At 40.1% G+C, this 14,368-nt stretch carries 12 protein-coding genes; 8 read left to right on the plus strand and 4 right to left on the minus strand.

Features of this window, described 5'->3' with window-relative positions; all coding sequences use genetic code 11:
* Positions 1-257: 257 nt before the first annotated feature.
* Positions 258-1,631, minus strand: coding sequence for a UvrD-helicase domain-containing protein (locus AAC006_RS20765; RefSeq protein WP_339892453.1), 1,374 nt, complete (start codon positions 1,629-1,631; stop codon positions 258-260).
* Positions 1,628-3,325 (minus strand): AAA family ATPase, encoded by a 1,698-nt coding sequence (locus AAC006_RS20770; protein ID WP_339892455.1) that lies wholly within the window; start codon positions 3,323-3,325, stop codon positions 1,628-1,630. Before AAC006_RS20770 ends, AAC006_RS20765 begins: the two co-directional genes overlap by 4 nt.
* A 311-nt stretch (positions 3,326-3,636) precedes the next feature.
* On the opposite strand from AAC006_RS20770, the gene AAC006_RS20775 reads away from it, so the two are divergent.
* The 4 genes from AAC006_RS20775 (at position 3,637) to AAC006_RS20790 (ending at position 6,636) form a co-directional block, all read left to right on the plus strand.
* A complete protein-coding gene (locus AAC006_RS20775; protein WP_339892456.1) occupies positions 3,637-4,170 on the plus strand; it encodes a hypothetical protein in 534 nt (177 codons plus the stop codon).
* Between the two features lie 518 nt (positions 4,171-4,688).
* Entirely contained in the window at positions 4,689-4,892 is a 204-nt protein-coding gene (locus AAC006_RS20780; RefSeq protein WP_339892458.1) for a hypothetical protein, read from the plus strand.
* The gene (locus tag AAC006_RS20785) at positions 4,889-5,830 is read left to right on the plus strand and encodes a hypothetical protein (protein ID WP_339892460.1); all 942 of its coding nucleotides are present in this window, start codon (positions 4,889-4,891) and stop codon (positions 5,828-5,830) included. The genes AAC006_RS20780 and AAC006_RS20785 overlap by 4 nt, the downstream gene beginning before the upstream one ends.
* Positions 5,827-6,636, plus strand: a complete 810-nt coding sequence (locus AAC006_RS20790; RefSeq protein ID WP_339892461.1) for a hypothetical protein — start codon at positions 5,827-5,829, stop codon at positions 6,634-6,636. The genes AAC006_RS20785 and AAC006_RS20790 overlap by 4 nt, the downstream gene beginning before the upstream one ends.
* Positions 6,637-6,889: 253 nt before the next feature.
* Here the strand turns inward: AAC006_RS20790 and AAC006_RS20795 are convergent, their stop codons facing one another.
* Entirely contained in the window at positions 6,890-7,303 is a 414-nt protein-coding gene (locus AAC006_RS20795; RefSeq protein WP_339892462.1) for an antitoxin Xre/MbcA/ParS toxin-binding domain-containing protein, read from the minus strand.
* Positions 7,304-7,579: 276 nt separating this feature from the next.
* Between AAC006_RS20795 and AAC006_RS20800 the strand changes: the two genes are divergently transcribed.
* The 4 genes from AAC006_RS20800 to AAC006_RS20815 all read left to right on the plus strand — a co-directional run bounded on the left by AAC006_RS20800 (position 7,580) and on the right by AAC006_RS20815 (position 13,432).
* Positions 7,580-8,164 (plus strand): recombinase family protein, encoded by a 585-nt coding sequence (locus AAC006_RS20800; protein ID WP_339892464.1) that lies wholly within the window; start codon positions 7,580-7,582, stop codon positions 8,162-8,164.
* 92 nt (positions 8,165-8,256) lie between these two features.
* Complete coding sequence (locus AAC006_RS20805; protein ID WP_339892466.1) at positions 8,257-9,723, plus strand: N-6 DNA methylase; 1,467 nt, start codon at positions 8,257-8,259, stop codon at positions 9,721-9,723.
* A complete protein-coding gene (locus AAC006_RS20810) occupies positions 9,723-10,898 on the plus strand; it encodes a restriction endonuclease subunit S (protein WP_339892467.1) in 1,176 nt (391 codons plus the stop codon). The genes AAC006_RS20805 and AAC006_RS20810 overlap by 1 nt, the downstream gene beginning before the upstream one ends.
* Positions 10,895-13,432 (plus strand): DEAD/DEAH box helicase family protein, encoded by a 2,538-nt coding sequence (locus AAC006_RS20815; RefSeq protein WP_339892468.1) that lies wholly within the window; start codon positions 10,895-10,897, stop codon positions 13,430-13,432. Before AAC006_RS20810 ends, AAC006_RS20815 begins: the two co-directional genes overlap by 4 nt.
* Positions 13,433-13,690: 258 nt before the next feature.
* Here the strand turns inward: AAC006_RS20815 and AAC006_RS20820 are convergent, their stop codons facing one another.
* Positions 13,691-13,891, minus strand: a complete 201-nt coding sequence (locus tag AAC006_RS20820; protein WP_339892470.1) for a hypothetical protein — start codon at positions 13,889-13,891, stop codon at positions 13,691-13,693.
* Between the last annotated feature and the right edge of the window lie 477 nt (positions 13,892-14,368).

Consider the following 14,368-nt stretch of genomic DNA (forward strand, 5'->3'; position numbering starts at 1 on the left):
TGAATATCATGGGCGTTAGCGGTCTCATATCTGCAATGAAGACATGAGAGTTGTGGCGACACTTATCCAAAAATGTTAGTGCCCTCAGAATTACTATATCGTTCTATTTGAAGCAGCAATCATAAATATGAGTTTTCACACGGCCTGTACGTATTGCAGACATTGACGGTGTCAAATAGAAATGACAGCTTTGAGGCGAGAAGTGGAGGTTAATTCACTCTAATACTCTTCAGGACGATGGTAAGCCAGATTGATTCTTAATCGTGATAGATAAACCCTAATTCACCTATCGAATCTCTAACTGCTACCATGTCCTCTTTAGCGAGTAAGTCATGATCCAATGCTAAGACCAGCCTCTTTTTGGCACGAGTTAGAGCTACGTAAACCCGTTTCCATTCTTTATTAAAACGATTTGCTTTGCCAATACCATTTTGGGTTAGGTATTTCAGGGTGTTAGAGCTGAGTATGATCATACAAGTATCGGCATCCAATCCCTTAATAGAGTCAATACTTTGAACTTTGAATTGAACGTCATCTTTTGTGCAAGAGTTGCACAGCTCATGTAATTGGGCGAAGTGCTGTCTTTTAAGGGTTAATGAATACCGAACAATGAGCTTTTGTATGGCTCGCTTATTATCCTCATTGACAACAGTGTCCATAAAGTCAGAAAAAGCGGCTTTAACAAACAGAGTTTTGTCTTTCTTGTGGTTAGACTCACGAATCATTTCCTCAATCTCTCGTGGGAATGCGTGTTTGTGTTTAGACGAAGTTGTATAACGACCATTCTTTTGGTCGATACAAACAAGTTGTTTTGCATCTATGTAATTCGTTAGTAGCTCGTCATATCGTTCGTCCACCGATTCTATGTACATGAGTTCACCAACTACTTCTGATAGAGATTCTTGCTGTTGGTCTTCATAACAGAAGCTGTTTGATACAGCTAAAATCTCTTTTGGTACTCGTCTGCTTTGATTGTTGATTGGTAAGATATTTGCGTGCTCTTTCGGAGCTATTTTTTTAACGAAAGTCTCAAGTGCTTGGGGGTACTTGATTGCTTGTTTTGGATCTCCAATCATGTATACGTCAATATTGTTGCTGCCCATTACCTCAAAAAAGCGGAGAGCATCGACATCTAAGTCTTGGACTTCGTCGATGAATATCTTGTCAAAGCAACTTTCTAGAATAGCTAGTAGCCTCTGGACTTTTGCTTTCTTAGCTTTGTTGTTGTGCTTGCTGACGGTTTCATCAACAATCTGTTTAGCAATGTTGTATACATTATCTGTATGAATAACATTTATTTTTCTAAGTCGTGCAAAAAGGCTATTTTTGTACTGAGGAGGAGGCAAAATCATTATTGATGTGTCGTTGTAGACATCACCGAGAGTGAATAACGAAAACGGGTAGATGATTTCGTTCAACAAAAAGCTATGGACAGTCTGTATACAAAGGTTCGACGGAATAAAACCATGTCGTTTTATTATCTCTTGCTCTATCTTCGCTGTTGCTGAGTTTGTGTATGTCAGTGCGAATGTCTTTTTGTGACTAGCGCAAGCTTTGATATGCTCTATCAACGATACAGCTAAACCATAAGTTTTACCCGCACCAGCTCCAGCGATTTGGACTTCGATCATGATAGAGCCTCAACCACCTCTGCGATATGAGATGGTAATTTAATTCCCAGAGGGTTATGTTCATCAATCATCGCATCACAGACATCCAGCATTCTTGCTGTTTTACCGTTAATCATGTGTTCAGACACTTCTTCAAGGTCGCCATCCATTTCGAATAAACCATTTAGCAAGGCTAGGTTTTCTTCTGCTTCTACTAAATCAATTTCAAGTGTGTAATTTGTCGTTGTTCTTACAGTGACATTATTGTGTGCTGCGTCATATGCATCGTGTCTGGCTTTAGCTGCATCTGAATTGTCATAATCACGGATAACACCAATCTTCTTGTTCTGGTTATCTTTGTTCAAGGTGAGCCATATATCTAAGAAAGTGGCGTAACCACGTTGACCAATCGGAATAACATCAATGTCGTTGAGGGTTGTTTGTTTAGACAAATAAGTGTTGATAAGCATTTCTTCAGTCGGCCCCTCTACGAGAATGACTTTATTTGCGAACAGCAGCTTTAGTATGTCGAAATTAGGTCTCTTTCTTAGGTAGTCAACTAGCTTTGTTGGAGTATCGGACAAACTAATTGCTTTCTCGCCAGTAAACGCCAAAACATTAGAGATCTTCAGTTTGTTGATAATCGATGGGTTATGAGTAGAAATGATAGTTTGTACAAGCGAACCACTGTTGCTTCCGCTTTTCTCGATAAAGTCTCTTACTAAACGAAGGTTATTAACGCTTAAGTGCGCTTCTGGCTCCTCTATACAGCACAAGTTGAATGTATCACCACATGACTTGTAGTAAGCAAAGAGGATAAGTATGTAGATAAGATTTCGTTGTCCCAAGCCTTTTTGGTACAGAAATTCATCACCATATTTCAAAGTGATGTTCGATAAGATGTTCTTCAAGTTAGGCAGGTTAGGAGTGCACTCAAGCTGTTTGATAATACTGTCGTAGTTCTCAAAATCTTCATTAGTTCCAATAACTTTGTCGAATGTATCAGTATTTTCAATAGCACTAAAAAACTCAGAGTAGGCTGAGTTGATCTGACCTTTGTCGTCATCGCTTAGTGTGTTCATAAGCAGCTTTGTGAAAATGCTATTGGACTTCATTGAACTGCTTTCAGAGAAGTCATCTCGCTCTGCATTGATTCTATGAACACTAACGTGTCTTAAGTCACTGTATGCGATAGGCTTTTCGTTGTTCACAGATACGATTTGGTAGTCGTAAAGCTCCACAGGTAGAGTAAACCAGTTAATCTCGTGTAACTCTTTACCAGCGAGTGATTTCTTCATGACCTCAAGCAAGTCTTTGTCGTCTTTAGGCTTAAAGTCGTATCTGATTTTGTAAGTTTCTTCATCACCATCAGCCACAATCCACTTGGCTAATAAAGCTGTTTCGTAAGCATCTTTAGGATCAGCGAACTCTACAGTTACTGATACTTTAGGAATCCTATTAAGCAGATTCTCTGCAGTGTCTTCATTAACAATAGACGTCAGAAAATCAATTACGGCATCTTTATTGATGTCAGAAACACTCAAACGTTTATGTTTGAAGTCTATTTGGTTCCCACTCAACGCTAACGAAAGTGCAGTGAAAAAGTTCGTCTTGCCAGTATCGTTTTCACCAATGATAAGTGTTAGCTGATTAAGCTTGGCTTCGAAAGAGCGATAGCTACGGTAGTTGTTAATCGTTACCTTTTTGATATACATAAAAATTTCCATATAAAAACATATAAGCGCGATTACCGCTAATGTATCACAGGAAATAGTATTAAAATAAACCACTTCGTGTAAATTGCTTCGACTACTTGAGCAAATACATAGAGGCGCATCCTACACTGGTGCATAATATAGATAATTAACGACCGCTCCTTGTCTATTTGAGTCAGTGACTCCGTAGGGCCGAAGCGAACGTATTGCAGACATACAATGCTTTCCCATGAAAACACTAAGCAGTTTTTTTATGGAAAGGAGTGTTACTATGAAGTATCAGCTATAAGCTGCTACATTGCGAGGAAGCTATGAAGAAGGAATTTCCTACAAAAGAAAAATTATTGAAATGGCTCAAAAAGGCCACATCAGCAGTTTTATTGAGTATATCTTTAATAGGAGGTGTAAACGAGGTTTATTTCCAAGCTTCATCAGCTCGCGCTCTAAGTGAAATATCTCAATTATCCCCTGAATATGTCCGTGAGGGAACTTACGTTGTCGAGTATGAAGAAAGCGAGGAAGACAACGATAGTGAAGAGCTGGATTATACGAGCATGGCTACTGCATTTACCTTTCAAGCTCGCTTAGCTAATCATCCAGATAAGATAATTGGCGGTCTAGATAGTTTGAGAGATAGTCTCTCCGATTATGAGTACACTGCAAAAGTTGAATTGGAAGAATCCGGTTATGTCGGCCATTTGCTTATCGTTATACCTGAAAGTCCCGAAGAACTTGAAACTTTAAAAGAAACACTGCATGCCTTGTCCATTGCCTATACATTTCCTGATGGCACGGGAACTATAAATCTAAACAATATAAAAATGGGTCGCGGGATTTGGGCATAACACGTAACGAGCCAATCAATGTCGCATTCGGCTGGACGCGCTACAGCGAGCGGCTTTTTGAGCCGTTGAACGTAGGTTGTTTGTCTTTTGATGCCAGCTAATGCAGGCTGTAGGTCAACTGTGTACGTGAAGTGGAAGTCAGCGGATTCAAAACTAAATAGCTTCTGTGTGAGCGAGAAACGTCTTATCGCTTTCTCTATTTTATGGAGCAAGCGGCTTCACCTCTTTGCTTTTTAACAAAGAGAAGCAATAAAGCAATAGCCGATGCTAAGAAGTAAAATCCAACTGGCAGCCCCTAAAAACAAAGCAGAGCCTCTCAGCACAACAGGCGGAAATCCTTCCAGCGAATATAATTTTAATTTTCTTGTTTCGCTTTCTCGAAATCAGGCGAGATGTAAAAAGAAAATAAGAGTGTGATAATGCTTCGCGATAACACTATATGTAGAATTACGCCAATAATGGTAAACAAATCAGGACTTTTCTGACAAAACCTGCATAGACTTTAAAAGGAATAACAAATGTCTCAGCACATATTGATTGAACATGCCAAACGAAAGCCATACACCTCTTCACCTGAAATGCCTGAAGGAGCCGTTTTTGATGCTACTAAGGGTTACTGGGTATCAGATGATAAGCCACTAATTTCTTCAACTTCTAAATACGGTGCATTAACAACTAAAAAGTGTGATCAAGAAACTGGCGAGGATCAAAAGGGCGAATGAAAGTAGATGTCCTCGTTATATCAAGTATTTATGACTTTTCTACAGACCTCGTAGTTCAGGAATTGGAAAAGCGTAAGGTCAGCTATTTTAGACTGAATAAAGAAAATTTTTCAGACTATAGAGTAACAATAGATATGCAAAATAAGCTGTTGGAAATATTAGTTGATGAAAATAGCTATATCGTATCTGAAACAACTAAATCAGTTTATTACAGGCAGCCAATATTCCTTCGAAATACGCCTAGTCAGGCGTTAAGTATTGATGAACAGCTTATACGTAGTCAATGGATGGGGTTTTTAAGAAGTTTGACGATCTTCGATAAAGCCAAATGGCTAAATCCACCTGAATCAACATATTTAGGTGAAACCAAAGCATACCAACTCAGTATTGCTAGAGAAATCGGATTTAATATTCCATCAACATTAATAGGTAATAACGCTGCTCGTTTTAAAGAGCTTGGATCGAAGCTAATTATCAAGTCTTTAGATACAATTTTGTTAAAAGAAGATAATGATTGTCTGTTTACCTATTCTACAGTTAAAAACTCCGATGATCTTAATGACGGTAATGTAGCAGCAGCACCATTCACAGCCCAAGAGTATATTAAACCTAAGATCGATGTAAGAGTTACCGTAATAGGGAAAGTAATCCATGCTGTGAAAATTACTAAGGCCGGGGTTGGAATAGAAGAAGACTGGCGCACAGTTGATCGAGAAAAGATAGAATATACTGATATAATGCTGCCCAATGAAATAGAGCAGTATTGCTTTGATTTACTTTCCCGTCTCAAGCTGCATTTTGGAGCTATAGACTTAATAATTCGAAATGATGAATATATATTTATTGAGATTAACCCAACGGGCGAGTGGGGTTGGCTAACTTCGAATGAAAGAAAATTCGACAAATATATAGCTGATTGGTTACAGGAGTCTAAATGAAAGCTTTTTTATCTAGATTGCTGGAAGAAATTTTTCCATTTATATATTTTATCAAAAATAAAGCTAATACGCTGAAAAAAGTAGCTAACATATCAGAAATTGAACAAAAGTCAGAGCAATATGCGGATTTATCTCGTGGAGAGTTAAATAATAGGCTTGAAGAAGAGCATGAACGAGCTAAAAAAATCGATGATAAAACATCAAAGTTTACTTTAGGACTTAGTGTAAGTTTAACTGTGTTAGCGGCTGCGAGTGGTTCATTTGTAAAGTTTGTTTCTGCGGGAAGTTATGCTCCATTTATAACGTTACTCTGTGGTTTCGCTTCCATATACATGCTTTTAGCAGGGATTACAGCTTTAGGTTCATTAAAAACTTTACCTACATACGGGTACGGTACTCATCACTTAATAAACCTAAACCAATATGGAGTTAGCTACTTGCGGCAAGCTCTATATGCTCAGGAATTGATGAATCTTATTAGGCAATTACGGAATGAGTCAGCTTACCAACTCTTAAGGAATGGCTTCTTTACATTGTTAATTGCATTAAGTTTGTCTTTTGTCATATTAACCGTAAAGCAGCAAAGTAATCCTGTCAAAAAGGCCGAAGAGCAGCCAGTTATTGGTCAACCAAAGCAAACACCGAAACAAGTAAAAGAGAAGATTGATAACCAAGAAGAAGTAAACTACAAGGTAAGTGTAAGCCCTGATAAAAAATTTCTTCTAAACCCAGAATCTGAAAATTCAGAAGCGACTGAGAAAACTAGTGATAGCAAAGACCCTGCTACTACTAACAAACAATTATAATTAACATCTAAACATATTGATTTTAGAATGAATTGTAAATTAAATCAACGTCTCGCCTTTGGTGACCGACTCAGCAAATTTTACCAATAATTGACCTTTTGAATGTCCGCTATTTGTCTATAGTTGACCATCGGTAGTACTCTGGTCTGATTAATGCTCAAAGAGGAAGTAAAAACCATCAAATATAATATGTTGCACGAGAAAAAAAGAATATTTACCTACTTCTGCTTCTATAGTCCCGCTGAAAAATACACTAAACAAACGTTCCATGCTCAAGTTTTCCTATTAGATCCTTAACCATCTGGGTGCCGACACTTGACGAAACTAGATCGATAGGCCTTTTGTAAGCAAGCCCTTTTACGTTAGATCTCAGCCAACGTAAAGCATCTTTCTGATCACCATTGAAATAATCAATAACGATGGTAAGTATATTAACTATGCGATATAGCTTGTCGCTTTCACACTGAGTGAAATTTCTATTTTCAGCTTGTTGTAGCGCTGATGGAGATATAGCTAAACTATCAATAAGCTCATTCTGTTGAATATCCGTCTCGCTAAGAATGTTTGAGAACACTGAGTAAGGTAGACCCTTACCAATTGCTTCGTGGAGGGACAATTCGTCTGTAGGTATCCCTACCTTTTCCATCAATATTCGATCGTTGCGCATTAGTCACCATAGTCAATTTTTACTATTTGATGTTAAGCGGCCAGTTCATTCTGTTTAGTTGAACCCAAGAATAATAATGGTCATTAATGCGAATAAAAGCAAGTAAGAAGAATTTGTTGGCGATCATATAGAGTAAAATAATAGTGTAAATATAACGACCATTTACTTTACACGCCTTTCATACCTTCAATATCAAACAAATTTTCTTGTTTTAATGTAAATAAACCCGTAAATTAAACTATGTAAATTAAACGTACGTTTTTTGGTGGGATTGCAGTGAAATTGGGATATGCAAGAGTCAGCACAGATGAACAATCTGACAATGCTCAATTAGATGCATTAAACGGCGCTGGATGCAAGCGCATATATAGCGAGAAGTTTAGTGGCAAGTCAAAACAACGCCCCGAGCTTGAACGTTTGATCGACTCGCTAAGAGCTGGAGATACCGTCGTAGTGCAGCGTCTCGACCGACTCGGCCGTAGTCTAAAAGATCTGATTGAATTGTTAGATGGCTTTAAATCGCAGCAGGTGAGCTTTATTAGCCTCAATGAGAATATCGACACCACGACTGCGGTTGGTGAGTTAGCGTTTCATATGATTGGCTCTATCGCGCAATTTGAGCGCCGCTTGATATCAGAAAGAACCAAGGCGGGTTTAGATGCAGCGCGAGCCAGAGGTCGTAAAGGCGGGCGACGAGTAAAACTAACGCCCTCAGATATAAAAAAGGCTCAAGCAATGTTGCTTGACCCTACCGTTACAAAAAGTGAAGTTGCTGCGCATTTTGGTGTTAGCCGACCAACATTAAATAAATCATTGAGCACAGCACCTCCACCACAAGAGCGCTCACTATTTGAAAAGTGAGCTGAACGACTTTTAAACGGTTAAGTTTTAGGGCAAGGTTGCTTAGCTTTAGAAATTAATAGCAATAACAATTATTTGGATTAGAAATATAGATGTTTGAACAAACTTTTAAAAATATTGACGACATACTTCACAAGGACGCGGGCTGTTCAAGCGAATTAGACTATACAGAACAAACTTCCTGGATGCTGTTTTTAAAGTATTTGGATGACTTAGAGTTTGCTAAGTCGCAAGAAGCTGAGCTGATGGAGCAGGAATACAGCTACATCATTGACGAAGCGCACCGCTGGAGCAAGTGGGCAGCGCCTAAAAAAACCGATGGCAGTTTTGATCACGATAACGCTTTAACCGGTGATGATTTAATGGAATATGTCGACGGCGAATTATTCCCCTACCTCAAAGGCTTTAAGCAACGCGCAGAAAGCCCCAACACCATTGAATACAAAATAGGTGAAATATTTGGTGAGATAAAAAACAAAATTCAAAGTGGTTATTCGCTGCGTGACGCGCTTGAAAAAGTAGACGAATTGCAATTTCGCTCGCAAGAAGCAAAGCACGAATTATCGCACCTGTATGAAGTAAAAATTAAAAACATGGGTAACGCAGGACGTAACGGTGGCGAATATTACACCCCGCGCCCTTTGATTCGCGCCATGATAGACGTGATAAAACCGCAAATAGGTGAAACCATTTACGACCCAGCCGCAGGCTCAGCCGGCTTTTTATGTGAAACTTTTGATTATTTACGCCAAGGCGGTGCTGAAAAACGCCAACTTAAATCTAGTGATTTAACGGTATTGCAAGAAAGCACTTTTTACGCCAAAGAGAAAAAGTCATTGGCTTATGTAATTGCCATCATGAACATGATTTTACATGGTATTGAAGCGCCCAATGTTGTCCACACAAATACCTTAGCTGAAAACCTGCAAGACATTACGCCTAATAAGCAACGTGACATTATTTTGGCTAATCCGCCTTTTGGTGGAAAAGAGCGCCCCGAGGTCCAGCAAAACTTCCCAATTAAAACCGGTGAAACAGCCTTTCTGTTTTTACAGCATTTTATCAAATCACTTAAACCTGGAGGTCGCGCTGCCGTCGTTATTAAAAACACCTTTTTATCCAATACTGATAATGCAGCCGTTGCCCTGCGTAAAGAGCTGCTCGAAAACTGTAACCTACATACCATTTTGGATTGTCCAGGTGGCACTTTTATTGGTGCGGGTGTTAAAACCGTGGTCCTGTTTTTTACAAAAGGCGAGCCAACACAAAGCACTTGGTTTTATCAGCTCAATGTCGGCCGTAACATGGGTAAAACCAACCCGCTGAATGACAATGACTTAAAAGAGTTTATAGAGTTACAAGAAGATTATGCTGATTCAAACAATTCATGGTCAGTTGCCATAAATGAATTGGATAGCAGTACTTGGGATTTGTCGGTCAAAAATCCTAATGCAAAGGAAGAAGCGCCTTTGCGTGAACCTAAAGCTATTATTGCAGAAATTATTGCATTGGATAAAGAAAGTGAGACTATTCTGGATAGTATTCAGGAGTTGTTATAGTGGGTTATCTTTTCAATAGTTGGAATTGCAAAACACTTGAAGAATTGATTGACGATAAAACTATCGGTTTGGTTAAGGGAGCAAGAGAGCAAGATAATAATTTCGCATATGATTACGTTAAAATGCATAACATATCAAATCAAAATAGCTGGAACCCTTTTAAAATAGCTAAAGTGAATGCGACGGAATCTGAGATTGAAAAATTTAGGTTACGGGATGACGACCTTTTATTCAATACTAGGAATAGCTTCGAGCTTGTAGGGAAAAGTTGTTTGTTCAAATCGACTTCAAACAATCCGGTTCTTTTTAACAACAATATAATGAGAATACGCTTCGGCCCAGATATCGACCAAAGGTTCGCGGCATATGCATTCTGTTCTCCAGATGTATTGAGGCAACTTGAAGAGATGAAGCAGGGTACAACCAATGTTTCAGCCATATACTTCAAGACTTTAAAAACACTAAAGATTAGATTTCCTCCCATCGCTGAGCAATTATACATTGTCGCCATTCTCGACCAAGTCTTTGCCGATATTGAAAAAGCTCGCGCTACCGCAGAGACAAACCTGAAAAATGCCCATGAGTTGTTTGATAGCTATTTGCGACAAGTGTTTAGTCAGCGTGGTGAGGGTTGGAAGAACAAAAAATGGGCTGAGATTTTAGAAATAAAAAATGGGAAAAATCAAAGAGCAGTAGAAAGTTCAGCAGGTAAATATCCAATTATAGGCAGTGCCGGTAAAGTTATGGCATATGCAGATGATTATATTTGCGATGAAGGCACTACAATCATTGGAAGGAAGGGGACAATAAACAATCCTATTTTCATAGATACGAAGTTTTGGAATGTCGATACTGCTTTTGGACTGCAAGCTTCAGATCGCCTTGACAAAAAATTCTTGTACTATTTCTGTTTAAACTATGATTTCACTACGAGGGATAAGGGTTCTGGCCGGCCAAGTTTAGTTAAATCCGACTTGTTAACGGTGGAAATGCCAGTCCCTGAGATTAATGAGCAAAGAAGATTAGTTTCAGAAATTGAACGTCTCAACAGTTTGTTAGCTGAAGTATTTAGTATTTATGAAAAGAAGTTAGACTGCCTCGATGAACTCAAGAAATCTATCTTAAATAAAGCCTTTACTGGCGAATTAACCAAAAGCAAAGGAATTGCCGCGTGACACTTACTCCTAAGAATAAAGCGAACCGCAACGAAGCCGATACCCGTGCCGATTTAATTGATCCCCAATTAATCAGTGACGGTTGGGGCGAAGTAGACAAAAGCTTTATTCGACGGGAAGTGATTTGCCCTGGACGTATACTCACCGGAGGTAAACGCAGTCAACCTGTAAACAGTGATTATGTGTTGGTGTACAAAGGTCGCAAATTAGCAGCGGTAGAAGCAAAAAAAGAAGCTTTAAGCTATACCGAGGGGGTACGCCAAGCTAAAGATTATGCCGAGCGCCTACAATGCCGATTAGCCTATGCCACCAATGGCCATGACATTTACCAGATTGATATGCTCACCGGTGATGAAAAGTTAGTTGAGCGATACCTATCGCCTGAGGAACTTTGGACACTTACTTTTGCTGAGCAAGACAAAGCCGCTCCTGATTTTAAAAAAATTTGGCGTGAACGTTTCGCCGCCGTTCCTTTCGAGGTAAAGGGCGACTGGCAACCTCGTTATTATCAAGAAAACGCCATTAACAATGCGCTTGAAGCCATTGCCGAGGGTAAACAAAAAGTCTTACTTACTTTGGCCACTGGCACAGGTAAAACCTGTATTGCCTTTCAAACCGCGTGGAAGCTATTCCAAAGCCGCTGGAGTTTAACTGCGCAAAAAAGTCCAGAACTAGCCAAACGCCGCCCGCGCATTTTGTTTTTAGCTGACCGCAACATATTAGCGAATCAGGCATTTAACGATTTTGGCCCTTTTGGTGAAGACGCGTTAGTGCGGATTAACCCTAATGAAATACGCAAAAAAGGTGCTGTGCCGAAAAACGCTAGTGTGTTTTTCACTATTTTCCAAACTTTCATGAGCGGCCCCAAAGACGGTGACGGCAATGAAACTCCATACTTCGGTGATTACCCGCCCGACTTCTTCGACTTAATAATCATAGATGAGTGTCACCGTGGCGGCGCGAACGATGAAGGTAACTGGCGCAGAATTCTCACGCATTTTTCACCTGCGGTTCAGTTAGGCTTAACTGCCACGCCAAAGCGCACAGATAACGTAGACACCTATAATTACTTTGGCGAACCAGTTTACAGCTACACCCTTAAGCAAGGCATCAACGATGGTTTTTTAACTCCGTTTAAGGTTTATCCAACTGTGGGTACGATGGACGAGTACGTATATACCCCAGGCGATGGAGTAGTGGTGCGCGGCGAGCCTGAGCCTGGCAGAGTTTACACAGAGGGCGACTTCAATCGTATTATTACTATCCCAGAACGTGAACAAAAGCGTGTTCATTATTGGATGGATCTATTTAAACCCAATGAGAAAACTATCGTCTTTTGTGCCACCCAAGAGCACGCTGGCATGGTACGCGACTTTATCAATCAGTATGCTAGACAAAAAGGTTGGACAACCAACACCAACTACTGTGTTCGAGTAACTGCCAATGACGGTGCAGCTGGTGAAAACGACCTAAAAACATTTCAAGATAACGAAAAGACTATCCCCACCATTCTCACTACATCACGTAAGCTTTCTACCGGTGTCGATGCCCGCAATGTGCGCAATATTGTTCTAATGCGCCTATGCAACAACATGATTGAGTTTAAACAGATAGTCGGCCGTGGCACCCGTATGTATGAAGGCAAAGATTACTTCACTATCTATGATTTTGTAAAAGCTCACCACAACTTTGCCGACCCCGAATGGGACGGTGAGCCATTGCCACCAGAAAACATCTGTGAGGTCTGCGGTGACTCGCCCTGTAGCTGTGTAAAAGTGCCTTGTGAAGTGTGCGGCTTTAGTCCTTGTACTTGCCCCAAAGAGCCTTGCACTGACTGTGGAAGTGAGCCTTGTGTATGTGAACAACCGCCTTGTGGCTTATGTGGTGCTTCTCCCTGTGAATGCGAGCCTGTTGAATGTCCAGACTGCAACAACACACCATGTATATGCGATAAATCGGAAAAAATTACGATTAAACTCAGTGACGGTAAAACCCGTCAAATCAAACATATCTCGTCAGTTATGTACTGGTTTGGCGATAAGCCAATCACAGCTAAGGAATTTGTAGAGCGGCTCTTTTCAGATCTGCCACAGTTCTTCAAAGACGAAGATCAACTCCGCGACATCTGGAGTGACCCAACAACGCGGGAACAGTTACTAGAAAGCCTTGCTGAGGCCGGTTACGACGAAGATAAGCTCGAAGGGTTGAAAGAGCTAATAGATGCCGAGCAAAGCGACGTATACGACGTACTGCGATACGTTGCATATGCAAGAGAAGCTATTAGCCGTGAAAATCGCGTAAGCACAACGAGGCCAAAAATCAACACCGCCTTTGGGAATTACAAACAACAAGAATTTATCGCATTCGTTTTAGAAAAATATATCGAAGATGGCGTAAGCGAATTAGCCACCAGTAAAATGCGCAGCTTAATAGAATTAAAATACCACACCATTGGCGACGCTGTACAAGAGTTCGGTACTACCGCTGCGATTCGAGAGACTTTTGTTGGTTTTCAGAAATACTTGTACAAGTAATTTAAACTTTCAAGAACCTGTATGAATTAATGTGTTTAATCCCTGTTTCACATCTCCTGTAAATAGCTGTTTTGATAGTTTTAGCTGGAAACTATTTTTCGCAACTCCTGAAGAAAATACAGCGATGTAGTCGCTACTTTTACTCTTAATCGCCATTGCCATTAACTCTCAGATAACTTACATGAGATAACCTTTCAGTCTACGTTAAATCTGATCTCTATAGTTCCAGTCCGATTAAGAGTCAGTTCATATAACAAATCACGCAAAGCCTCCTATTTCGATGGCGTCTAAGTAAGCCATCAAAGCCTCGTAGTGACCGCCTTCAACTGCTTGGCTAGGCGTACAACCAAATGAAGCGATCCTCTCTGACTCATACCAAGCTAACGCATTATGTGAGTCACCAGCCCATTCTTGAACACGTTTTAGTATGCGCTGTTTTTGTTCTTTCTTTGAAGGCATGCTATCTCCATATCAAATTTTAAATATAACTGGCCTCGAACTTTATCTTGTTGAGGCAATAAAGTTCTCATACAGGTTTTTGAAACAATCAGAACATATCTCTTCCACATTAGCGCACCAAGATAAATAGCCTTCTCTTCTATCCAAGGTTCACGCAGGGGGTATTAGCAATGCATTGATTGCTGCGTTGGCAAGTTTTATCATTTTTGTCTGCTACCCGCTGAGGATATTAGATTTGAGCAATTTAGCCTTTTTGTCCTCCGCATTTTTAGATTCTGTACAGGACATTTGGCCAACCGCAGTCGCGACCTCTACTCCAAACAATAACTCAACTGCCTCTATAGTTACCGTGGGGAGATGACCAGTATTTTCGGCCATCAACCAGCTCAAATCACTCTAATTGCCATAGAGCTTACTTCCTCAAGGTGAATGGATATAGGCCGCTTCACGCCTATTCTAACCCCAAAGGTGAAAACA

This window comes from uncultured Alteromonas sp., assembly GCF_963976965.1.
In the GTDB taxonomy this organism is placed as follows: Bacteria; Pseudomonadota; Gammaproteobacteria; order Enterobacterales; family Alteromonadaceae; genus Alteromonas; species Alteromonas naphthalenivorans.

What these genes read in the sequence shown, in the direction of transcription:
- AAC006_RS20795 (WP_339892462.1), bottom strand. Translation starts at nt 7,303, where the DNA reads ATGCGCAACGATCGAATATTGATGGAAAAGGTAGGGATACCTACAGAC.
- AAC006_RS20780 (WP_339892458.1), top strand. Translation starts at nt 4,689, where the DNA reads ATGTCTCAGCACATATTGATTGAACATGCCAAACGAAAGCCATACACC.
- AAC006_RS20790 (WP_339892461.1), top strand. Translation starts at nt 5,827, where the DNA reads ATGAAAGCTTTTTTATCTAGATTGCTGGAAGAAATTTTTCCATTTATA.
- AAC006_RS20805 (WP_339892466.1), top strand. Translation starts at nt 8,257, where the DNA reads ATGTTTGAACAAACTTTTAAAAATATTGACGACATACTTCACAAGGAC.
- AAC006_RS20785 (WP_339892460.1), top strand. Translation starts at nt 4,889, where the DNA reads ATGAAAGTAGATGTCCTCGTTATATCAAGTATTTATGACTTTTCTACA.
- AAC006_RS20770 (WP_339892455.1), bottom strand. Translation starts at nt 3,325, where the DNA reads ATGTATATCAAAAAGGTAACGATTAACAACTACCGTAGCTATCGCTCT.
- AAC006_RS20765 (WP_339892453.1), bottom strand. Translation starts at nt 1,631, where the DNA reads ATGATCGAAGTCCAAATCGCTGGAGCTGGTGCGGGTAAAACTTATGGT.
- AAC006_RS20775 (WP_339892456.1), top strand. Translation starts at nt 3,637, where the DNA reads ATGAAGAAGGAATTTCCTACAAAAGAAAAATTATTGAAATGGCTCAAA.
- AAC006_RS20820 (WP_339892470.1), bottom strand. Translation starts at nt 13,891, where the DNA reads ATGCCTTCAAAGAAAGAACAAAAACAGCGCATACTAAAACGTGTTCAA.